Raw genomic sequence first — 21,057 nt, forward strand, 5'->3', positions numbered from 1 at the left:
GTTCGAAGAGCCCGAAGGCCCCCGCGGGCGCCGACCTGCCGCCGGTCGAGGAGCTGCTCGCCCTGGCGGTCAAGGCCGTGGGCGGGGTCGAGCGCCCCGGCCAGCTCGCGATGGCCCGGGCCGTCCAGCGGGCCGTCGACTCCGGCGACCACCTGGCCGTCCAGGCCGGCACCGGCACCGGCAAGTCCCTCGCCTACCTGATCCCCTCGATCCGGCACGCGATGACCTCCGAGGGCGCCGTCGTCGTCTCCACCGCGACGATCGCCCTGCAGCGCCAGCTCGTGGACCGCGACCTGCCCCGCCTGGCCGAGGCGCTCGCTCCGCTGCTGCCCGCCGAGCCCACGTTCGCGATCCTCAAGGGCCGCCGCAACTACCTGTGCCGCTACAAGGCGAGCGCGGGCTGGCCCGACGACGAGCAGGACCAGCTCTTCGACCCCGGTGAGGTGAGCCTGACCGGGCGGATGGTCCAGCGCATCCAGGACTGGGCGAACGAGACCGAGACCGGCGACCGCGACGAGCTGGTCCCCGGCGTCAACGAGCAGGCCTGGCGGCAGTTCTCGGTGAGCTCCCGGGAGTGCCTGGGCGCGCAGCGCTGCCCCAGCGGCACGGAGTGCTTCGCCGAGCTGGCCCGCGCCCGCGCCGCCGAGTCGAACGTCGTGGTGACCAACCACGCACTGCTGGCCATCGACGCCATGGAGGACATCCCGCTCCTGCCCGAGCACGACGTCGTCGTGGTCGACGAGGCCCACGAGCTGGTCGACCGGGTCACCTCCGTGGTCACCGGCGAGCTGTCGGAGAACACCGTCTCGCTGGCCGTGCGGCGGGTCGGGCGGCTGGTCGAGCAGGGCATCGCCGACCGGCTTCTGCAGGCGGGAGAGGACCTCAAGGCCCTGCTCGCGGTCGCGCCGCCCGGACGGCTCGACGAGCTGCCCCAGGTGCTCGGCCTGACGCTCGCCCTGATCCGCGACGCGGCGTCGGCCTGCGTCACCGCGCTGGGCCCGCGCGGCGCGAGCGACAAGGACGACCCGGAGAGCGCCGGGCTGCGCAAGGCGGCCTTCACCGCGCTGGACGAGGTCCACGACACCGCCCAGCGCATGCTGGACGCCTTCGGCCACGCCGAGGAGGTCGACCGGGCCGAGGTGGTCTGGCTGGACGGGGCCACCGACCGCCGTCCCCCGACCCTGCGGATCGCCCCGCTGACCGTCGCCGGGATGCTCCGCGACAAGCTGTTCGGCGACCGCACGGTGGTGCTGACCTCCGCCACCCTCGCCCTGGGCGGCGCCTTCGACGGCCTGGCCCGCCAGTGGGGCCTGAGCGCCGCCGACGGCGACCGGTCCGGCTGGTCCGGCCTGGACGTCGGCTCCCCCTTCGACCACCCCCGCAGCGGCATCCTCTACGTCGCCAAGCACCTGCCCCAGCCGGGCCGCGACGGCCTGCCGGAAGCCTACCTGGAGGAGATCACCGAGCTGATCGAGGCGGCCGGGGGCCGGACCCTCGGCCTGTTCTCCTCGATGCGCGCGGCCAAGGCCGCCACCGAGGCGCTGCGCGACCGGCTGAGCGTGCCGCTGCTCTGCCAGGGCGACGACTCCACGATGCAGCTGGTCAAACGGTTCGCCGAGGACGAGCCCACCTGCCTGTTCGGCACGCTCTCGCTCTGGCAGGGCGTGGACGTGCCCGGGCCGTCGCTCCGGCTGGTCATCATCGACCGCATCCCCTTCCCCCGCCCGGACGACCCGCTGAGCTCCGCCCGGCAGCGCCACGTCGCGGCCAAGGGCGGCAACGGCTTCATGTCGGTCGCCGCCACGCACGCCGCCCTGCTGCTCGCCCAGGGCGCCGGCCGCCTGCTACGCAGCCAGCACGACAAGGGCGTGGTCGCGGTCCTCGATCCCCGGCTGGCCACCGCCCGCTACGCCGGCTTCCTGCGCGCCTCCCTGCCGCCCTTCTGGCCCACGAACGACCCGGCCAAGGTCCGCGAGGCGCTCCGCCGCCTGTCCGCGTCCTGACCCCGCCGCGGATCCCGTCGTCCGCCCGCGGCGGGTCCCGCCGCCCCTCCGCGTCCCGGCCCCGTCGCGAGCCACCGTGCGGCGCTCCGCCGCCCGGCCCCGGCCTTCTCCGGTCGTCCTCCGCGGCCGGGGCGCCGGCCGTCAGGCGAAGGGCTTCAGGTCCGGCCGCTTGGGGTCGAGGTCGTCGCCGGAGGAGCGGCCGCGCAGGCGGCGCAGCACCCACGGGCCGAGGTGGGTGCGGACCCACTGGACGTCCTCGCGGCGCTTGGCCCGGGGGTCGACGTTCTCCCGGGGCGGCCAGGTGAACCGCCAGTCGTCGTCGCAGGGCACGCCGAGCACCTCGCACACCTTGGCGGCCACCATCCGGTGGCCCTCCGCGTTCATGTGCAGGCGGTCGTCGCTCCACGCCCGCCAGTCCCGCAGGCCCTGCATCGACCACTGGTCGACCAGGTGGCAGCCGTACAGGTCGGCGATGGAGCGGACGTGCAGGTAGAAGACCGCGAAGGTGCCGCGGGCGCGGCGCATCAGCGGGGTGTCGCGGGGGTCGACGCCGGTGAACAGCAGCACCTCGGCCCCGGTGTCCCGCAGCCGCCGTACGGCTCCCGCGAGCTTCTTGGCCATCCGGTCCGGGTCGCTGCCGGGACGGAGCAGGTCGTTGCCGCCGGCGCAGAAGCTGACCAGGTCGGGGCGCATCTCGACGGCGACCGGCACCTGGTCGGCGACGACCTGGTCGATGAGCTTGCCCCGCACCGCGAGGTTGGCGTAGCGGAACTCCGGGTCGAGCGCGGCCAGCCGCTCGGCCACCCGGTCGGCCCAGCCGCGGAAGCGCCCGGCCTCGGCCGGCAGGCCGGAGGCGTCCACGGCGGGGTGCACGGCCGGGTCGTTCATGCCCTCGGTGAAGCTGTCGCCGAGGGCGACGAAGGACCTGTAGCGCGTCATGGGAATCCTCCGGTCCCGCTCAGGCCAGGTCGGCGACGGCCCGCAGCGCCAGCACGTAGGAGGCGAGGCCGAACCCGGCGATCGTCCCGGTGGCGACGGCGGCGACCACCGAGGTGTGCCGGAACTCCTCGCGCGCGGCCGGGTTGGAGATGTGCACCTCGACCAGGGGCGCGGTGCGCTGGGCGATGGCGTCGCGCAGCGCGTAGGAGTAGTGGGTGAACGCCGCGGGGTTCAGCACCACCGGGATCTTGCCGTCGGCCGCCTCGTGCAGCCAGCCCACCAGCTCGGCCTCGTCGTCGGTCTGCCTGACCTCCACCGACAGGCCCAGCTCCCGGCCGGTCTGCCGGCAGAGCGCGGCCAGGTCGGCGAAGGTCTCCGCGCCGTAGACGTCCGGCTCGCGGGTGCCGAGCCGCGACAGGTTGGGGCCGTTGAGAACGTAGACGGTCCTCATCTGCTCTCTTCACTCCTCACTCGCGGCGCGGGCGGGAGCCCCGCCCGCCGTGCCGGGTCCGCCGCCCCGCTCACCTGGCGATCTCGTTGTAGGCGGCCTCCAGCAGGGCCTCCGGCGGGTCTTCCAGCGCGGACACCTTCGCCAGGTCGTCCAGGACGACGAAGCGCAGCGTGGCGCCCCGGCTCTTCTTGTCCAGCCGCATGTGGTCGCGGAGCTCAGGCCAGGCCTCCCGGCGGTAGGCCGTGGGCAGGCCGACCGCGGTCAGGATCGCGCGGGTCCGGTCCACCAGGTCGATCCCGATCCGGCCGTCCAGGCGGGACAGCTCGGCGGCGTAGACCATGCCGATGGCGACGGCCTCGCCGTGGCGCATCCGGTAGTCCTCGACCCGCTCGATGGCGTGCGCCAGCGTGTGGCCGTAGTTGAGGATCTCCCGCAGGCCGCTCTCGCGCAGGTCGGCGCCGACGACGCGGGCCTTGACCCGGATCTTCCGCTCGATCAGCTCGCGGGTGTGCCGCCCGTCGGGGTGGCGGGCGCCCTCGGGGTCGGCCTCGATGAGCGCCAGGATCTCCGGGTCGGCGATGAAGCCGCCCTTGACGATCTCCGCGAGCCCGCCGACGTAGTCGGCGCGGGGCACGGTCACCAGCGTGGCCAGGTCGCACAGGACGCCGGCGGGCGGGTGGAAGGAGCCGACGAGGTTCTTGCCCTCGGGGGTGTTGATGCCGGTCTTGCCGCCAACCGCGGCGTCCACCATGCCGAGCAGGGTGGTCGGGACCTGCACCACCTTGACGCCGCGCAGCCAGGTGGCGGCGGCGAACCCGGCCAGGTCGGTGGTGGCTCCGCCGCCGACGCCGACCACGGCGTCGGAGCGGGTCATGCCGTGGCGGCCGAAGGCCGACCAGAGCCCGGCGGCCACCTCGGCCGTCTTGGCCCGCTCGGCGTCGGGCACCGGGAGCCGGACGACCTCGTAGCCGGCCGCCTCGATCGCGCCGCAGACGGGCCGGGCGATCTCCGGCAGGCCCTCCGGGTGCACGACCGCGACGGTGCGCACCCGGGGCCCGAGCAGGCCGGGGAGCTCGCCGAGCACACCGGTGCCCACCACGACGTCGTACGGGGACTCCCCGCCGACGCTGATCCTGGTGATCGTCACGCCAGTCCCTTCACGATCTCGTCGACGACCTCGGCGGGCTCGCGCTCGTCCGTGGCGACCGTCACGACCGCCAGCGCCTCGTAGACCGGGCGGCGGGCGTCCATCAGCTTCTTCAGCTGGCTGCGCGGGTTGAATACCAGCAGCGGCCGGGCCGAGCCCAGGCCCACCCGGCTCACCGCCTGCGAGAGGCCGACCTCGAGGTAGACGACGCGGTGGCCGGCCAGCAGCCCGCGGGTCGTCTCGTCCAGGACCGCGCCGCCGCCCAGGGAGAGCACGCCGTCGTGCTCGGCCAGCGCCCGCCGTACGGCCTCGGCCTCCAGCGCGCGGAAGCGCTCCTCGCCGTCCTCGACGAAGATGTCGCTCACCGGCTTGCCCGCCGCGGCCTCCACGTCGGCGTCGGTGTCGCGGAAGGCGACCCCGAGCCGCTCGGCCAGCAGCCTGCCCACGGTCGACTTGCCCGACCCGGGAGCACCGATCAGTACGGCGCGCGGTCCCATCACAGCCCTCGATCCGCTCTCTCGCTCGGTCGGTCCGGTCACCCGGCCGACCACCGACTACTTGATCACCAACGACGACAGGTAACCCGACACGTTGCGGGCGACCTCCTCGACGGAGTCGCCGCCGAACTTCTCGATCGCGGCGTCGGCCAGGACCAGCGCGACCATCGCCTCGGCGACGATCGCGGCGGCCGGGACCGCGCAGACGTCGGAGCGCTCGTGGTGGGCGCGGGCGGCCTCGCCGGTCAGCACGTCGATCGTGGCCAGCGCGCGCGGCACGGTGGAGATCGGCTTCATCGCGGCGCTGACGCGCAGCGCCTCGCCGTTGGTCATGCCGCCCTCGACGCCGCCGGCCCGGTTGGTGATCCGGCGCACGCCGTCGGAGGTGTTCTCGATCTCGTCGTGGGCCCGGGAGCCGGGGCGGCGGGCGGTCTCGAAGCCGTCGCCGACCGCGACGCCCTTGATCGCCTGGATGCCCATCAGCGCGGCGGCGAGGCGGGCGTCGAGGCGGCGGTCCCAGTGGGTGTAGCTGCCCAGGCCCGGCGGGAGGCCGTAGGCGAGCACCTCGACGACGCCGCCGAGGGTGTCGCCGTCCTTGTGGGCCCTGTCGATCTCGGCGACCATCGCGGCGCTGCCGGCCGGGTCGGCACAGCGCACCGGGTCGGCGTCGACGGCGTCCATGTCGCCGGGGCCCGGCACGACGCCCTCGGTGGTCTGCGCCGAGCCGATGGAGACGACGTGGCTGACGATGTCGACGCCGAGGGCCTGCTTGAGGAAGCCCCTGGCGACCTGGCCGAGGGCGACGCGGGCGGCGGTCTCGCGGGCGCTGGCCCGGTCGAGCACCGGGCGGGCGTCGTCGAAGCCGTACTTCTGCATGCCGGCGAGGTCGGCGTGGCCGGGGCGGGGACGGGAGCGCGGCGCGTTGCGGGCCTGGCCCTCCAGCACCGCCGGGTCCACCGGGTCGGCGGCCATGACGGTCTCCCACTTGGGCCACTCGGTGTTGCCCACACGGATCGCGACGGGGCTGCCGAGCGTGCGGCCGTGCCGTACGCCGCCGACGATCGTGACCAGGTCCTGCTCGAACTTCATCCGGGCGCCGCGGCCGTAGCCCAGGCGGCGCCTGGCCAGCGCCCTGTCGATGTCGGCCGTCGTCACCTCCACCCCGGCGGGCAGCCCTTCGAGGATCGCGACGAGTTCGGGGCCGTGGGACTCTCCGGCGGTCAACCAGCGCAACATGGGGACCAGTCTTCCACGTGTCGCCCACTGGAATGGCCGCAGCTCAACAGGTGAGACACCGGCGGATCTCCCCGCATATCCCGCGTTCCCAAAAAATCGATACTCCGGAATTTCGGATTATCGGTTAGCGTGGAGTCATGAACGCGATCCTCAGCATCTCCCTGGCGACCGCTCTGGTCGCGGCCCCGGCCGCTCCGGCGGCCGCCCCCGCCCCCGCCGACCTCAAGGACGTCGAGGCCGTGCTCGCCTACATCGCGGCCCACCCCGGCGACGTCGCGCTGGTGACCCGGGGCATCAGCCACAACGCCGGCCGCCTCGCCCCGGTGGCCTCCAGCATCAAGATCGTCCATCTCGCCGCCTACGCCGACGCGGTCCGGCGGGGCAGGGCCGCGCCGGGCGACCGCGTCCCGGTGGCCCTGTGGAACGCCTACCACGTGCCCGGCACCGACGGCGGCGCTCACGAGGCCGCGCTCAAGCGGCTGGCGCCCGGCGAGAGCGTCACGCTCGACCAGCTCGTCTCCGCCATGATCGAGGAGAGCGACAACGCCGCCGCCGACCTGCTCCGCGACCGGCTCGGCCCCGGCGAGCTGCGCAGGATCGCACGGACCGGCGTCGGCACGATCAACGGCGAGATCCTGCGCGCCTTCGGTGGCTGCACGCTGCCGGCCGACGCCTGCCTGAAGCGGTACGTCAAGGCGGGAAAGCAGGTGACGCCCGCGCTGCCGGACTTCGCCCGGCAGGCCGTCTGGGCCGCGACGGTGACCCGCGTCGAACCCGGCGTCCTGCGCCGGGTGCTCGCCGGGCTCAGGAAGGACCCGGTGGCGAGCAGGCACCTGGAGTGGCCGATGCGGCAGCCCGGCGCCGACCCGGCCGAGCTGCGGATCGGCACCAAGGGCGGTGCGCTGCCCGGCGTCATCAGCGAGGCCATGTACACCGCCCGGCCCGGCGAGAGGCCGCGCGAGACCGTCCTGGTCCTGCACCGGCTCCCGGAGGCCACCTGGTTCTCCGGGATGCGCAGCTATGCTCATCAGGAGTTCATCGTGCGACTGGCGACCGACCCCGCCTTCTTCGCGAAGGTGCGCGCGGCGCTGAAGTGAGACAGCAGTGAGGTGAGGTTCCGCTGACCGGCGTCGACGACAGGCTCCAGGACCTCGAGGCGCGGGTCGCGGCCCTGGAGGCCCGGCTCGCCGCCCCCCCGGCGCGGGAGCCGGAGGCGGCCGACGACGAGACCGGCCTGTTCGCCTACGGCGGCCGGGCCCACTTCGGCGGCTACCAGTGGGAGTGGGAGATCCGCCGCCTCCCCGGCTGGCTGCTCCGGCGGCCGGCCGGGCCGCTGGCCGCCGTGCTGGCCGCCGCCGGGCACCCTGCACGCTTCGAGATCCTGCAGCTGCTGGTCACCGGGCCCCGGCCCATCGCCGAGCTGCAGACCGCGCTGGGGCTCGCCTCCCCCGGCCAGCTCTACCACCACCTCAAGACGCTGGCCTCGGCCGGCCTGGTCGAGCAGCCCGAGCGGGGCGTCTACCGGGTGCCGGGGCACGCGATCTTCCCCGTGCTCGCCCTGGCCGCCGCCGCCACCGACGTGGCCGAACGCTCCGGCACGGAGACGGGCTGACGGCGGGCACCGGCCGCCCGTTAACATCGGCGCATGACGCTCGAAGATCAGCTCTCCGCGCTCGCCGGGGTCGGGATCGGCCTCGCCCCGGGCAGGACCGTGGCGGAGCTGCTGCACTCGTTCCCCCGCGAGGCGTACGAGAGCGAGCCGTTCACCCTCCTGCTGTTCGTGCTGGGCATCGAGGTCGAGGCCGAGCCGTGGGGACGCCGGTTCTCCGAGCGCGTGTGGAACTTCGACACCGAGTGCGTCCACGGCCCCGGCGCCTACGTGGAGATCACCCGGCGGCTCTGCCTGATCGCGGGCCGCCCCGACGCGCTGACCGACGTGCGCGACCACGTCGACCTCGGCACCGGCGAGGCCTGGCTCGAGTACACCGCCGACGGCCGGCGGCGGCGCTGGACCGTCGACGTCGTCGACGACTGGGCCGACCCGATGGTCGTCTCCTACCTGATGGACGAGCTGGAGGGCGACGGCCGCCGCTTCCACGCCATGGACAACGGCCAGGCATCGGTGCTGATGCTCCTCACCGAGGACGAGGCCCGCCGGCTGAACGGGCTCATCGGCGAGGAGCTGATCGTCCCGGCCGTCCCGGCCTGACCGGGGAGAGCGGCCGGCGCGGGGCACGGAGGTCCCGCGGCAGGCCCCTCATGATCCGGACCGCCAGGGCCGCCACGAACGCGAACTGGACCGCCGACGCGATCAGCAGCCGTACGGTGAGGCTGCTCGGGTCGGGCCACCCGATGAGCGCGAAGACCCCGGCCGGGACCGCCAGGCACGCCGCCGGCCAGCCGCGCCGGCCGGCGGCCGCGAAGCTCCGCGCCAGCACGAGGCAGGCCGCGGTCCACGACAGGGACGCCAGCAGGAAGCCCGCCTCGTGCAGGACGCCGGAGACGGTGTACTCGGGCATCCCCGCGGGCGCGCCCGGCGGGAAACCGGCCCCCGGGTCGGTCGGGAAGATCCCGGCCGTGATCATCCCCGCGCCGCTGAGGCCCAGCAGCGCGGGGGCCCAGGTGGAGCCCGGCCCGGGATGCAGCGCCCGCCGTACACCTGCGGCGAAGCCCAGGTACAGCAGGCCCGCGACGATGAAGTTCGCGACCTGGATCCAGCCTTGGCCACCGAGGCTCAGCAGGCTGAGCGGGTGGCGGGCCGGGTCGAATCCCTCGCGGGTGAGCGCCTGGACGAGCCACATCCCCAGGAACACCGGGCCGATGGCGACGCCGCAGGCCTGCAGGCGGGTGGTGGACGGCATAGGGTCCTCCTCTCCGGAAGCGGGCGCCTGCCGTGGCGCCCCGCACCGGAGACGTCGGAACCACCCGCCCGCTTCCGGACAACGGCGGGCGGCCTTCCGCCGCCGCGGCCGGCTCAGGGGAGCTTGACCGCCAGCAGGTCCACCGGGCGGATGTCCGGGGCCGCGCTCAGCATGGTCGGCGCCGCCTCCATCAGCGCCGCGGCGATCCGGCCCTCCAGGTGGGCGGTGCGCCCCTCCTCGTCGGCGAAGGTGTCGAAGACCCCGAAGGTGTTCGCGTCCAGCCGGAAGGCGAACCAGGCGAGGGTGCGGTCCTCCTGGCGGGCCAGTTCGAGCGCCTCGCCCAGCAGGGCCTCGACCTTGTCGGCGTACTCCGGCTTGGCCTCGATCCGGGCCAGCAGTCCGATCTTCATCAGGTGCTCCTCATCTCGGTGTCGGGAGGAATCCCGGTGTCAGCAGAAACCTAAGACCGTGCCGGTCCCGGTCCCAGGGGCGGAAACGACTTCTCCGGTACCGTTCCCGTCATGGATGTGGCGGTGCTGGCGTACGACGGCGTGTTCGACTCCGGGTTCGCGGCGATCCTGGACGTGCTGCAGGCGGCCGGCTCGATGCGCGAGGAGCTCCCGCAGCCGCCGCCCGCGTGGCGGGTGACCACGGTCGGCTTCGCCCGGCAGGTCCGCACCGGCGCGGGGCATCTGGTGTCCTGCGCGCCGGTCGGCGAGGCCGGGCGGGCCGACCTGCTGATCGTGCCCGCGCTCGCCGAGCGCCGGCCCGACGCCCTCCTCGCCGAGGCGGCCGGGCCCGCGACGGCGGAGGTGCGGCGGCTGCTGGCCGAGTCCCGCGAGCGGGGCGCCTCGGTCGCCTCCGCCTGCACGGGCACCTTCCTGCTGGCCGAGTCCGGGGTGCTCGACGGACGGCGGGCGACCACCAGCTGGTGGCTGGCGCCGCATTTCCGGCCCCGCTATCCGAAGGTCACGCTCGACCAGACCCGCATGGTGACCGCCTCCGACGGCGTGATCACGGCGGGCGCGGCCTTCGGCCACGTCGACCTGGCCCTGGCGGTCGTGCGGATGAGCAGCCCCGCCCTGGCCGATCTCGTCGCCCGCTACCTGGTGATCGACGAGCGGCCGTCGCAGTCGGCCTACACCATCCCCGGCGCGCTCGCCCAGCACGATCCGACCGTCGCCGCCTTCGAGCGCTGGATCCGCGCGCGCCTGGACCAGCCGCTCAGCATCGCCGACGCCGCCGGTGCGCTCGGTGTCGGCGAACGCACCCTCCAGCGGGCCGTACGCCGCGTCATGGGCACCTCGCCGGTGCGGTTCGTCCAGGATCTGCGCGTCGAGCAGGCCCGCCACCTGCTGCGCACCACCGACCTGTCCGTGGAGTCCATCGCCCGCAGGGTCGGCTACGAGCATCCGGGCACGCTGCGCGTCCTGCTGCGCCGCCGTACCGGAAGCACGGTCGCGGATCTGCGCGGGCGGTGAACCGGGACCGGCGGCATCTCACCGGCGATGACCGTCGCCAATGGAATCTGCGACGGCCTATCCGGGTGCGCTCAGCCGAAGCGCAGCGCGGCGGCGGTCTCCACCAAACCGCCGCGCTCAAGCTGCTTGAGCACCTCGTCCAACGTCTCCGGCGGATTGATCCGTTGGTCGGCTATCTGCTGAACGCACGAGAAGACGACTCTGTCAGCGATGTCTACGAGGTCCAACAGGAACGCGTCCGGAGACTTGGCGACGATGCCCCACGGGTCCAACGCATCGGCGGGGAAGTCCGCGAGATTCGAGGTGACGATGACCTCCGCTCCGGCTTTGATCGCCGCAGCGAGTACGTGGCGGTCGTCCGGGTCCGGCAATTTCAGCCCTTCGACCAGCGGCTCGAACCCGGTGACGAGGCAGTCCGCCACCGCTTGGAGCATGAGCGTCCGCAGACGTTCACGCTTCGCCTCTGTCGCGGCGGGGCGCCTGGCAAGTGCACGGTCGAGCTCGTCAAGGATCTGATGGGTCCCATCGGGGCTGTACGAGGCGCGCCCGGCCCACTCGAATGAGCAGGTCCCGAACGGCGTTGCCGTACAGCGCGCAGGCGTCGTAGACGACCACCGGAGCCACGGATCAATCCTCGCCGAGTTCTTGTCCGAGGCGTGACAGTTCGTCGACCACGGCTCTGCGTTTGAGATCGTCATGGCGCATGTACTCCATGACGGCCTCGAACCGAACCCGTCGATGGCGCCCGACGAGGCGATAGTCGATCTCACCGCGTTCGAGAAGACCGATGAGATACGGGCGGGAGACGTTGAGCAGGTCGGCGGCCTGCTGAGTCGTGAGTTCGGCGTTGAGCGGCATGATCTGGACGCCCTGTCCTCGTGCCATTGCTCCGAGGATGTACGCGAACATCTCCACCGCCTGACGCGGCAGCACCAGAGCCTGATCGCCACCGCCTTCGACGAGGATCTCGAATTCCTCGCTGTCGCTCGGACTGTGGACGAGGTAGTCGTTGATGCGTCGCAGCGCTCTGGCCGCCTTCTCGGGATCAACAGCTCCAGGCGACACCGAGCCGACCTGTGCGATAGAAGTCACTCCCACCCCCTATTCGCATTGTTCGCATTACTCGATACAAACGCAAGGAGATGAGCCTCTGAGTGGAAAGATCTTCACCCCTGCGGGCAGAGTCCACGGACAGACCACCCGGTGTGGCGTCGGCGCCTCCGGGCCGCAGAGGGTAGATCAGGGGACAGGGCCCGCCAGGAGGACGGCGAACGTGCCGATGATCATGAACGGGCCGAAGGGGATCTCGCTCCTGCGGTTCGCGCGGCGGGCGAGCAGCAGCGCCCCGCCGTACAGGCCGCCCGCCAGGAAGCCCAGGAAGGCGCCGGCGACCAGGACGTCCCAGCCGAACCAGCCCAGCGCCGTGCCCAGGCTCGCCGCGAGCTTGACGTCGCCCAGCCCCATCCCGGCCGGGTTGACCAGGAACAGCACCAGGTAGAAGACGGCCAGCGCCAGGCCGCCCAACCCCGCTCCGGCCAGGTCCTCCCACCGGCCGCCGGCCGCGGCGGCCACCGTGAGCGGGACGGCGGTGCCGAGGTAGGCGGCGAGGGTGAACCGGTCGGGCAGCCGGTGGACCGCCGCGTCGACGAAGGCCAGCAGGACGCAGACCGCGGCCAGCCAGCACAGCGCCAGCAGCTCCGCCGACCACGCCACGACGGCGGCCGCCGACCGGTCCGGGAGGGGCCCGCCCGCCACCGCCCGCAGGGCGAGCGCCCCCAGCGCCGCCGCCGTCAGCGCCTCCACCGCCAGCGGCGGCGGGCCGGGCCGTACGCCGCGGTAGGTGCCGCCGGGTCCGGACCGGTGAGCGGGCTCAGGCTCCCGGCCGGGCTCCTGCCCGGATCCGACCTCGGACTCCGCTCCGGATTCCGGGCCGGGCTCCGGTCCGGATTCCGGGCCGGGCCGTTCTCCTCCGGGGACCGCGTACCGGACCACCAGGGCACGGGACCGCAGTCCGATCAGCAGACCGGCGAGGGCCGCGAGCGCGGGCACGAGGATCACCGACCGACCATAGTCCGGGCGGAGCCCCCCTGTCCCCCGGTCGCCGGCGCACCGGCGTCCCGGGCCCCGCACGGCCGCGGCGCGGGGAGCCCGCCCGCCCCGGCCGCCGGTCCGCATGACGTTCGAGGTCATTGACGCCCGCCGCGGCGATCATGGAGTCTGGAGGTCACTCCTACCCCGGGGAGGGCCGGATCACGTGGACAGCAGGGACCGCTTCGCACGGCTTCCGGTCGTCATCGCGTCGCTGGTCCTGCTGCCCGTCCTGCTGGAGTTCCTCGCGTGGTACATCGAGGGCGAGGAGTACGACACCGCCCGCGCCGTCACGGTCGTCGGGGTGATCGTGACGCTCGCCGCGGTCGCCACGGTGCTCGGCCGGATCCGGGCCCGGCTCCCGGTGCTGATGGTGGCCGCGCTGACGGTCACCGCCGCGGGCGAGGCCGTGCTGGGGTTCGCCGCCGCGTTCGGGCCGGTGCTCTGGCGGGGCTCGGTCCCGGGCGAGCTGCACGGGCTCGTCACCACGGGGGTCAGCGCGTTCGCCTTCGCCACCGGCGTCTATCTGCTGGTCCAGTACAACCGGGGTCTGTATCTCCCGTACCTGGAGGCCGGGATGGGCCCGCTGCCGACCGCCACCAAGCGGAAGGTGATCGGCGAGTCGGAGATCCTGATCCGCACCGTGCCGGACATCGGTCCGGCGGTGGAGAAGGCGCTCGGCAGCTGCGTCTCCATGGTCGACCAGGACGACCTGCACTTCGTCGCCTACTACGCCGGCGGGCGGTGCTGCTTCTACACCGACGTGCTCGACGACGCCGACCTGGCGCACTTCTTCCACGACACCGCCCAGGAGGAGCGCCGGGAGCTCTACCTGAAGGCCGGCAACCAGCTCAACTGGCTCACCGGCAGGCTCAACAACCAGTTCCGGCGGATCGAGGGCGGCATCCTCGTCCGGACCGTGCTCGACGTCGAGCGCGGCGCGCTGTACCTGTACTGGGTCGACGAGGCCCGCTACCTGGTCGGGGTGACGCTCGACCAGCGCAAGGTGGACGTCGCCGACGACAAGATGGCCCGGCTCGTGGACATGATCCGCGGCCACTTCACCCTTCCCCCGATCAACCAGCGCGAGCGCCCCCCGAAGCCGGGGGGCCACCTGCGGTCCGTCGTCCCGAGGAGTGAGCATTGGCCCGAATCGGGCTCCTGATCGCCGTCGTCACCGCCGGCTGGCTGGCCGCCGAGCTCGGCGGGCTGGACGGCCTCGAACACTCCACCGCCTACGTGCTGTTCAGCAGCCTGCTGCTGGCCATCGGCCTGTACGGCAGCACGCACGGCATCGACCGGGCCGAGGCCAGGGAGCACACCCGGCTGATCGTGCTGGCGGTCACGGTCGGGGTGGTGCTGAAGACGGCGTTCATCGCCGGAGTGGTGTACCTCGTCTCGGGTGACCCGCGCGCCCTGATCATGGCGGTGGTGGTCGCGCAGATCGACCCGCTCTCGGTCGCCTCCGTGATGAAGGACGACCGGCTCTCCGCGCGGGCCAAGACGATCCTCGGCGCGTGGTCGTCCTTCGACGACCCGGTGACGATCATCCTGGCGGTCTACGCGGCGGCGCTGGTGCGCGGCTCGGGCGGGGGCGGCCTGTCGGTGGCCTACTTCGCCGACCTGGGGCTGAACGCGCTGTTCGCGCTGGTCGCCTACCTGGTGTGGCGGCTGGTCAGGAACGCCCCGCCGGTGCTGAGCTACCTGGCGGCGGCCGGCGCGGTCGTGTCGGCCGCGTGGAGCTCCCTCATGCTGGGCCTGGCGGCGGCCGGCCTCTATCTCCGGCTGCCGGACTCGCGCTGGCTGCTGCGGGCGGTGAGCGCGGCGTTCGCGCTCTCGGCGTTCCTGATGGGGCTGCTGCTGGTGGGCGGTACGAGCCTCGGCATGGGCGTGCTGCTCGGCCTGGCCGCGTTCGCCGCGCAGATGGTCGCGGCGCTGGTGCTCACCCACGGCCTGCCGGTGGTCGACCGGGTGCACCTGGGGCTGGCCCAGCAGAACGGCGTCACCGCGGTGATCCTCGCCCTGGTCTTCGAGCGCGACTTCGGCGGTTTCGTCGCCGTGGTCGCTCCGGCGATCCTGACGATCAACCTCGTCCACGCGGCGGCCAACCGAGCCGCCGACGCCTGGGGGCCGGGGCGGGGGGCTCGGGGGCCTGTTCCATCCGCGCCACGGTGACCCCGCTGTCGGGGCCCAGCTGATCGAGGGTCCCGGACCGCACGGCGGCGAACGCGGCGAGCACGCCGCCCTCGATCACGAACGGCACCGGCCCGGCGACGTCGACCACCACGGCGGCCGCGCCCTCGGTCACCGCGGCCTGGCAGACCTGGGGCGTCGTGGACTGGATGGGCCGGGCGTCCGGGCGCCAGAGCCGCAGCGGCTCGGCCCCGGTGAAGGCGAGCACCGCCTCCCGGCCGTCCCTGCCGACGAGCTTCGGCAGGGCCATCTCGCTCTCCTTCTCCTGCCGCAGGCCGTGCTCGCCGACCTCCGAGGAGGTCAGCAGCGCGACCACCGGGACCAGGAGCCGGGCGCCGCTCAGCGCGGCGATCACCTCGGCCGCGCCGGCCGTGCCCGCGGCGTGGGCGGCGAGCGCGGACGCCACGGCGGCGTCGGAGCCGCCGTCGTCTCCGGGGACCAGGGGCTGCGGAATGGTCGGCACGAACATTCACCCTACCGGCGGCGTCATAAGGACCGGGACGCGCGGTTCCGGCGTCCCGGGCGGACCGGGACGCCCGCCCCGGGCGCCCGGGACGGGGGACGGGTGACGATGCTCCGCGGACGATGCCCCTCGACAGAGGAGACGGAAAGGTGAGGACGATGCCGGACACGGCCGGAAGCGGTACCCGGATCGGCGAGCCGCAGCTCGCCCGGGCCGCCCGCTACGCGGTCGAGGCCCTGTTCTTCGTGGGGACCCTCGGAGTCGTCTACGCGCTCTGGAGCTGACGCGCCGCCGTGCCGTACGGCCCCGCCGGGGGACGCGGAGCCGTACGGCACGGCGGCGGAGGCCGGGCCGGTCGGGGGACGTCAGCCGAGGTCGGCGATGGCGGCCACCGGGCCGCCGCCGCTGGGGCCCTGGTGGACCGCGGCGACGCTGACGAAGACGGCGGGGTCGCCGGTGACGCTGGCCGCGACGCCGCCGACGGTGGCCTTGATCTGGCGGTGCCAGTGCACGTCGGAGTCGTCGAGCATGATGTTGCGTCGGCCCCGGACGCTGCCGGAGGGGTCGGCCTCGCACTTCATGAAGACGTTGACCAGGCGGCCCTTCAGGTCGGACGGGTGCGGGCGCTCCGGCAGGTCGATGCCGCTGGAGCGGATCGCCTCCCAGATGCCGTCGGCGTCCAGCGCGTCCTTCATGACCGAGTGGCCGATGCGGTAGCGCCCGCCGATGCCGCGGACGTTGCCGACGACGACGATCTGGGCCCGGTCGAGCTCGACGCCGCTGGAGCAGGACGCCACGGAGGAGTACAGCGACAGGTCCCGGTGGATCTGGTCGGCCCGGGGCATCTCGATCTCACCGAGGGCGACGGCGATGCCGAGCGCGGTGGTGGAGTTGGAGATGTCCATGGACGGGCCGGTGTCCTCGGTCACCACGTCCCTGCCGCGCGACTTGGCGTCGTTGATGGTGGCCAGGGTCAGCAGCGGCGTCTTGGTCTGCACGTAGTGCACGTCGGCGGGGTCGTCGATCCCGGCGGCCTTCATGGCCTCGCGCACCCCGGCGGCGACCTTCTCCACCATGGCGGGGCGGCCGATGTCCTCGGGCAGGATGACGTCGCTCATCGCGATGCCGACGCTGAGGCGCGGCTCGTCGCCCGGTGCGGCGTCCGGGCCGGGGTCCGTGGTGGCGAAGATCGTGGCGTGCGGGCTGAGCACGCCGTCGGTGCCGCCGGACCACACCAGCGGCACGCTCTCGGGGGCCGGATGGCCCTTGGCGGCGAGCACCTCGCGGAAGGCCCGGTCGGCGAGGATGCGGGTGTAGTCGTTCACGCCGCCGTTGCCCTCGGTCTTGCCGATCACCGCGAGCACCCGGTGCGCCTCGATCACCCCGTCGTCGATCAGCCTCTCCAGCCCGGAGGCGTCGGTCACGCTCTCGATGGCCACCTTGCGCACTTCAATCGGTTCCGGCATCCCGGCCGCCTTTCCGTCCTAGGGGTTTCACTTTCGCACCACGGTTCCGGTCTCCCCGGCGACCGCCGCTCCGATGCCCTCCAGCGAGGTGATCACCGCCCGGTCGCCGCCGTGCTCGACGAAGCGCAGGGCGGCCTCCACCTTCGGGCCCATGCTGCCCCCGGCGAAGTGGCCGGCCGCCTGCAGTTCCCGGAGACCGGCGGCGGTGACCGCACCGATCGGGCGGGCGGTGGGCGTGCCGAAGCCGGTCCAGGCGCAGGGCACGTCGGTGGCGATCACCAGGGTGGCCGCCCGGACGGTCCGGGCCAGCAGGGCGGCGGCGAGGTCCTTGTCGACGACGGCCTCGACCCCGGCCAGCCTCCCGGAAGGGGTGCGGACCACCGGCACTCCCCCGCCGCCCGCCGCCACGACGACGAACCCGGCGGCCATCAGCGCCGCCACCGCGGGCGCGTCCAGGATCTGCAGCGGTTCCGGAGAGGCGACCACCCGGCGCCAGCCGCGCTCGAAGCGGCGCCAGGTCTGGCCGAGCACTTCGAACCGGCGGGCCTCGTCCTCGGTGAAGTAGCGGCCGATCGGCTTGACCGGGTCGGCGAAGGCGGGGTCGGCGGGGTCGACGAGCGTGCGGGTCACCACGACGGCGGCGCGGCCCTCCAGGGCGTTGAGGACGAGCGTGCCGATCGTGGCCTGGGTCTGCGCGCCGCACCAGTCGAGCGGCACCGGCGGCACGACGTCGGCGGCGAGCTGGTTCTTCAGCACCAGGTTGCCGACCTGGGGGCCGTTGCCGTGGGTGAGGACCACCTGGTGGCCGGCCGCGAGCAGCGCCGCGACGTGGCCCATCGCCCCCTCGACCGCACGGCGCTGGTCATCCGGGGAGGCGCTCCCGTCCGAGGCCGTCATGGCGTTGCCGCCGAGCGCGATCAGCACACGTTCACCCACAGGGGCGACGGTAGCCGCCCGCCGGGCACCGGCTCATGGGCACTCGTTGCCCAAGGAACGGGTGCTCTTCGACAGGACTCGCCACCCCCTGGCCGGCGCCACCGCCTCGGCCGACCCCACCGCTCCGGCACCCGCCGACCCCGGCGAGCGTCACCGCTCCGGCATCCGCCACCCCGGCCGACCTCACCGCTCCGGCATCCGCCCGCCGTCCCGGCCGACGTCACCGCTTCCCGCCGGTGGCCGCGTCTCCCGGGCGGGGACGGTCTCCCGGGGCGATCCGCAGCGCCGGCACCCGCCCCGCCTGCGCAGGTGGTACCCGAGCGTGGCGACGCCGAGCGCGACGGCCCACAGGGGCCAGTAGGCCATCGGGTTGACCAGCCAGGCGGCCGGGTCGCCCCAGTCCGTGATGCGCACCATCATGGCGCCGGCCGACGCCAGCACGGCCGTGACCAGCGAGGCGAACCCGACGGGGAAGGCCGGGGGCACCCGCCGGCCGGCCAGCCCCACCACCCAGCGGGGCCAGATCTCCCCCCAGCGCTGCGTCAGCCCGAGCGAGAGGATCCCGCCGAGCACCGCCATCGTCGCCAGCGCCGCCCCTCCCCAGACCAGTCCGCTGCGGTGGAGCTCCTCGACCTCCCGCTCGGAGATCAGCAGCGGGACGCCCAGTGCCCACGCCCACCGCACCGCGGCGTACGACAACGGCACGGTGAAGGCGACGTACGCCGCCCGGCGGCCCCACCGCTCCGCCGAGGCGGGGCTCGCCCAGCGGGCGGCCCGGCCCTCCACCCGGCCGCAGCCCTCGCAGGCGCCCCGGGTGCGCCGCTGGAACGCCAGCGCCGCGGCTCCCCACAGCACTCCGCCGGCCAGGCAGACCAGCATGTTCAGCACCGGCCACGGCAGCGCGACCTCGAAGTAGTCCACGTCGGGCCAGCCCCACGGCGCCCCAATAAGGGCGATCGGCGCGTAGGCCAGCGCGAGCAGGACCCGCCCGTCGGGGACGAGCGCGGCCAGCGTGAAGGCTGCCGCCCAGGCGGGTGCGAGCACCGCGGCGCGGAGGGCGCCGCGCGGCCGTACCAGGGCGAGGAGCAGGGCCAGCAGTGCGCCCGCGGCTCCGAGGACCGCGATGACGGGGGCGGTCCCCGCCGCGGTCGCCGAGCCGAGGAGCGACTCCGCCCGCGCGTCGGGGACGTCGCCCTCCCCGAAGGGGAATCCGGGCCCGCCGCGCGACCACCACAGCCCGAGCGCGCCGTAGCCGAGCGACCACGCGCCCGCCGCGGGCGCCGCCCACCGGGCCCATCGGGCCCATCGGGTCTCTGTCCGAGTGAGTGTCGTGTTCGGTGGCATGTCCATGGCGACCAGCCTGGTCCGGGGCCGAGCCGCCGCCCATCCGCCATCCGGCGGATCCCGCGCGGCCGCGGCCCCCGACGATCCGCCGTTCGGCGGATCCGCCCGCCGCCGCTTTCGTTCTAGAGTCCGTGCCATGTACGTGATCGCGGTTCTCGCGGCGCTGGGCGCCGTGGTCTCGGTTCTCACCCCACGGGTGCCCGTCGCCCCGGCGGCGGAGGCGGCCGGGGCCGTGTCGCTCGCGATCACCGCCGCCCATCCGCTACTGGGACGGCAGGACTCCGCCCCGCTGTGGATGATGGCCGAGGTGCTCGCGTTGATGACGCTGGTCCTGCTGGCGGCCCGGCGTGCGCCCGGCCGCCGGGTGGTCTCCGCGGTGGGGCTGCCGGGCGCCGCGATCGCCTCGGTGCTCATGCGCGCGCTGTGGCCGGGTGAGCCGTCGCTCATGGTCACCGGTTGCGCGGGCTGGTCCCTCCTGGCGGTCGCGGCCGCCGCGCTGGGCCTGTACATGCGTTCGCTGGACTCCGCCCGGCGCCGCGCGGTGGCCGGGGCCGAGCGGGAGCAGCGCCTCGCGCTCGCCCGCGACCTGCACGACTACGTCGCCCACGACGTCAACGGGATGCTCGTCCAGGCCCAGGCCGCCCGCACCGTGCCCGGTCCGCTGCCGCCCGCGGTGGCCGACGCCCTGCGGCGCATCGAGGAGGCCGGGGTGCGGGCGCTGGCCTCCATGGACAGGACCCTGGAAATGCTCCACGACCGGCCGGGCGCCGGCCGCGACCGGCACCTGCCGGGCGTCGAAGGCCTGGAGGGGCTCGTCGACGGCTTCTCTCCGCCGGTGCTCCTCACGGTCGACCCCGGTCTCGACCTGTCCCGCGAGACGTCCGCCACGGTCTACCGGGTGGTGACCGAGGCGCTCACCAACGTGCGCAGGCACGCCGGGCAGGCGACCCGCGTCCAGGTCGAGGTCACCGCGCAGGGGCGGTCGGTGCGGGTGCGGATCGCCGACGACGGCGGCGGCGGACGCTCCGAGGCCGACGGCAGGGGCGGGCGCTCCGACGGCGCCCGCAGGGGCGGCTTCGGGCTGGCCGGGCTGACGGAGCGGGCGGGCGTGCTGGGCGGCTCGCTGTCGGCGGGCCCCACCCGGGACGGCTGGCACGTCACCGCCCTCCTGCCCGCGAAGGCCCCGCATGAGGACGCCGCATGAGGGCGCCGGATCCCGCGCCCCGTCGCCCCGGCGGCACCCGGATCCTCATCGCCGACGATCAGGAGGACGTGCGGATCGGCTTCCGGCTCATCCTCGACTCCCAGCCCGACATGACCGTCGTGGCCGAGGCCGCCGACGGGCGCAGCGCGCTCGAACAGGCCCGCCACCTGCGCCCCGACGTGGTGCTCACCGACATCCGCATGCCTCGTCTGGACGGGCTGGAGGTCACCAGGCTGCTGGCCGCCGAGACGCGGGTGATCGTGGTGACCACCTTCGACCTCGACGAGTACGTCCACACGGCGCTGCGCGACGGCGCCTGCGGGTTCCTGCTGAAGCGGTCGGGGCCCGCGCTGCTCGTCGAGGCGGTGCGCGCGGCCATGGCCGGCGACGCGCTGATCAGCCCGCAGATCACCGTCCGGCTCCTCCGTCACCTGCGCGTCCCCCCGGCGCCGGAGCGACCACCCGGCGAACCGCTGACCGACCGGGAGCTGGAGATCGCCCGGCTCGTGGCGCGCGGTGGGACGAACGCCGACATCGCCGCCGAACTGACGATCAGCGTCGGCACGGTCAAGACGCACATCGCCAACGTCCAGCGCAAGACCGGTGCGGCCAACCGCGTCGGCATCGCGGCATGGGCGTGGGGCGCCGGACACATGGAGCACGGTTAGGGGCCGGCGGGCCGTCCGGCCCGCCGGCCCCGCACGACACCGGCCCGGTCCCGCCGCCGTCCGCGGCGGGGCCGGGTCTC

24 protein-coding genes are annotated in these 21,057 nt (G+C 74.2%); 10 read left to right on the top strand and 14 right to left on the bottom strand.

Features of this window, described 5'->3' with window-relative positions; genetic code table 11:
• The first annotated feature begins 35 nt into the window (after nucleotides 1-35).
• Nucleotides 36-2,003 (top strand): ATP-dependent DNA helicase, encoded by a 1,968-nt coding sequence (locus HS048_RS26590; protein WP_068896190.1) that lies wholly within the window; start codon nucleotides 36-38, stop codon nucleotides 2,001-2,003.
• 141 nt (nucleotides 2,004-2,144) lie between these two features.
• On the opposite strand, the gene HS048_RS26595 is transcribed toward HS048_RS26590, so the two are convergent.
• The 5 genes from HS048_RS26595 to aroC all read right to left on the bottom strand — a co-directional run bounded on the left by HS048_RS26595 (nucleotide 2,145) and on the right by aroC (nucleotide 6,273).
• The gene (locus HS048_RS26595) at nucleotides 2,145-2,942 is read right to left on the bottom strand and encodes an SGNH/GDSL hydrolase family protein (protein ID WP_068895754.1); all 798 of its coding nucleotides are present in this window, start codon (nucleotides 2,940-2,942) and stop codon (nucleotides 2,145-2,147) included.
• Nucleotides 2,943-2,961: 19 nt separating this feature from the next.
• Complete coding sequence (gene aroQ / locus HS048_RS26600; protein ID WP_068895756.1) at nucleotides 2,962-3,393, bottom strand: type II 3-dehydroquinate dehydratase; 432 nt, start codon at nucleotides 3,391-3,393, stop codon at nucleotides 2,962-2,964.
• A gap of 70 nt (nucleotides 3,394-3,463) precedes the next feature.
• Complete coding sequence (aroB, locus tag HS048_RS26605) at nucleotides 3,464-4,540, bottom strand: 3-dehydroquinate synthase (protein WP_068895758.1); 1,077 nt, start codon at nucleotides 4,538-4,540, stop codon at nucleotides 3,464-3,466.
• Nucleotides 4,537-5,037, bottom strand: a complete 501-nt coding sequence (locus tag HS048_RS26610) for a shikimate kinase (RefSeq protein ID WP_068895760.1) — start codon at nucleotides 5,035-5,037, stop codon at nucleotides 4,537-4,539. The genes aroB and HS048_RS26610 overlap by 4 nt, the downstream gene beginning before the upstream one ends.
• A 57-nt stretch (nucleotides 5,038-5,094) precedes the next feature.
• Nucleotides 5,095-6,273, bottom strand: coding sequence for a chorismate synthase (aroC, locus tag HS048_RS26615; protein WP_068895761.1), 1,179 nt, complete (start codon nucleotides 6,271-6,273; stop codon nucleotides 5,095-5,097).
• 137 nt (nucleotides 6,274-6,410) lie between these two features.
• Here aroC and HS048_RS26620 point away from each other — a divergent pair, with 137 nt between their 5' ends.
• From HS048_RS26620 to HS048_RS26630, 3 genes are all read left to right on the top strand, one after another.
• Entirely contained in the window at nucleotides 6,411-7,370 is a 960-nt protein-coding gene (locus tag HS048_RS26620; RefSeq protein WP_196469006.1) for a serine hydrolase, read from the top strand.
• 245 nt (nucleotides 7,371-7,615) lie between these two features.
• Nucleotides 7,616-7,885, top strand: coding sequence for a helix-turn-helix transcriptional regulator (locus HS048_RS26625; protein WP_196469007.1), 270 nt, complete (start codon nucleotides 7,616-7,618; stop codon nucleotides 7,883-7,885).
• Between the two features lie 33 nt (nucleotides 7,886-7,918).
• Nucleotides 7,919-8,482, top strand: a complete 564-nt coding sequence (locus tag HS048_RS26630; RefSeq protein ID WP_196469008.1) for a hypothetical protein — start codon at nucleotides 7,919-7,921, stop codon at nucleotides 8,480-8,482.
• Here the strand turns inward: HS048_RS26630 and HS048_RS26635 are convergent.
• Nucleotides 8,442-9,134: a DUF998 domain-containing protein gene (locus HS048_RS26635; protein WP_196469009.1), complete on the bottom strand. Its 693-nt coding sequence runs from the start codon at nucleotides 9,132-9,134 to the stop codon at nucleotides 8,442-8,444. The genes HS048_RS26630 and HS048_RS26635 overlap by 41 nt on opposite strands.
• A gap of 113 nt (nucleotides 9,135-9,247) precedes the next feature.
• Nucleotides 9,248-9,544 (bottom strand): putative quinol monooxygenase, encoded by a 297-nt coding sequence (locus HS048_RS26640; protein ID WP_196469010.1) that lies wholly within the window; start codon nucleotides 9,542-9,544, stop codon nucleotides 9,248-9,250.
• A gap of 111 nt (nucleotides 9,545-9,655) precedes the next feature.
• On the opposite strand from HS048_RS26640, the gene HS048_RS26645 reads away from it, so the two are divergent.
• Nucleotides 9,656-10,615, top strand: a complete 960-nt coding sequence (locus HS048_RS26645) for a GlxA family transcriptional regulator (protein WP_196469011.1) — start codon at nucleotides 9,656-9,658, stop codon at nucleotides 10,613-10,615.
• A 71-nt stretch (nucleotides 10,616-10,686) separates the two neighbouring features.
• On the opposite strand, the gene HS048_RS26650 is transcribed toward HS048_RS26645, so the two are convergent.
• The 3 genes from HS048_RS26650 to HS048_RS37560 form a co-directional block, all read right to left on the bottom strand.
• Complete coding sequence (locus HS048_RS26650; RefSeq protein ID WP_230881893.1) at nucleotides 10,687-11,313, bottom strand: PIN domain-containing protein; 627 nt, start codon at nucleotides 11,311-11,313, stop codon at nucleotides 10,687-10,689.
• Nucleotides 11,243-11,707, bottom strand: coding sequence for an excisionase family DNA-binding protein (locus HS048_RS26655; RefSeq protein ID WP_307832653.1), 465 nt, complete (start codon nucleotides 11,705-11,707; stop codon nucleotides 11,243-11,245). Before HS048_RS26655 ends, HS048_RS26650 begins: the two co-directional genes overlap by 71 nt.
• A gap of 147 nt (nucleotides 11,708-11,854) precedes the next feature.
• The gene (locus HS048_RS37560) at nucleotides 11,855-12,673 is read right to left on the bottom strand and encodes a prepilin peptidase (RefSeq protein ID WP_307832655.1); all 819 of its coding nucleotides are present in this window, start codon (nucleotides 12,671-12,673) and stop codon (nucleotides 11,855-11,857) included.
• Nucleotides 12,674-12,869: 196 nt separating this feature from the next.
• Here HS048_RS37560 and HS048_RS26665 point away from each other — a divergent pair, with 196 nt between their 5' ends.
• On the top strand, nucleotides 12,870-13,868 hold the full coding sequence (locus tag HS048_RS26665) for a hypothetical protein (protein ID WP_196469012.1): 999 nt from the start codon (nucleotides 12,870-12,872) through the stop codon (nucleotides 13,866-13,868).
• Nucleotides 13,847-14,878, top strand: a complete 1,032-nt coding sequence (locus HS048_RS26670; RefSeq protein ID WP_196469013.1) for a hypothetical protein — start codon at nucleotides 13,847-13,849, stop codon at nucleotides 14,876-14,878. Before HS048_RS26665 ends, HS048_RS26670 begins: the two co-directional genes overlap by 22 nt.
• Here HS048_RS26670 and HS048_RS26675 read toward each other — a convergent pair.
• A complete protein-coding gene (locus HS048_RS26675; protein ID WP_191896361.1) occupies nucleotides 14,787-15,359 on the bottom strand; it encodes an SseB family protein in 573 nt (190 codons plus the stop codon). The genes HS048_RS26670 and HS048_RS26675 overlap by 92 nt on opposite strands.
• A 149-nt stretch (nucleotides 15,360-15,508) precedes the next feature.
• Between HS048_RS26675 and HS048_RS38270 the strand changes: the two genes are divergently transcribed.
• Complete coding sequence (locus HS048_RS38270) at nucleotides 15,509-15,643, top strand: hypothetical protein (protein ID WP_255529731.1); 135 nt, start codon at nucleotides 15,509-15,511, stop codon at nucleotides 15,641-15,643.
• Between the two features lie 81 nt (nucleotides 15,644-15,724).
• Here the strand turns inward: HS048_RS38270 and HS048_RS26680 are convergent, their stop codons facing one another.
• The 3 genes from HS048_RS26680 to HS048_RS26690 all read right to left on the bottom strand — a co-directional run bounded on the left by HS048_RS26680 (nucleotide 15,725) and on the right by HS048_RS26690 (nucleotide 19,111).
• Nucleotides 15,725-16,825: a ring-opening amidohydrolase gene (locus HS048_RS26680; RefSeq protein WP_068895778.1), complete on the bottom strand. Its 1,101-nt coding sequence runs from the start codon at nucleotides 16,823-16,825 to the stop codon at nucleotides 15,725-15,727.
• Nucleotides 16,826-16,852: 27 nt separating this feature from the next.
• Nucleotides 16,853-17,761, bottom strand: a complete 909-nt coding sequence (locus tag HS048_RS26685) for a carbamate kinase (protein WP_196469014.1) — start codon at nucleotides 17,759-17,761, stop codon at nucleotides 16,853-16,855.
• Nucleotides 17,762-17,944: 183 nt separating this feature from the next.
• Nucleotides 17,945-19,111, bottom strand: coding sequence for a hypothetical protein (locus tag HS048_RS26690; protein WP_196469015.1), 1,167 nt, complete (start codon nucleotides 19,109-19,111; stop codon nucleotides 17,945-17,947).
• A 130-nt stretch (nucleotides 19,112-19,241) separates the two neighbouring features.
• On the opposite strand from HS048_RS26690, the gene HS048_RS26695 reads away from it, so the two are divergent.
• Together HS048_RS26695 and HS048_RS26700 are read left to right on the top strand one after the other, a co-directional pair.
• Entirely contained in the window at nucleotides 19,242-20,309 is a 1,068-nt protein-coding gene (locus HS048_RS26695) for a sensor histidine kinase (protein ID WP_196469016.1), read from the top strand.
• Entirely contained in the window at nucleotides 20,306-20,977 is a 672-nt protein-coding gene (locus HS048_RS26700; protein ID WP_196469017.1) for a response regulator transcription factor, read from the top strand. The genes HS048_RS26695 and HS048_RS26700 overlap by 4 nt, the downstream gene beginning before the upstream one ends.
• Nucleotides 20,978-21,057: the final 80 nt, after the last annotated feature.

The organism is Planomonospora sp. ID91781, assembly GCF_015711595.1.
Taxonomy (GTDB): Bacteria; Actinomycetota; Actinomycetes; order Streptosporangiales; family Streptosporangiaceae; genus Planomonospora; species Planomonospora parontospora.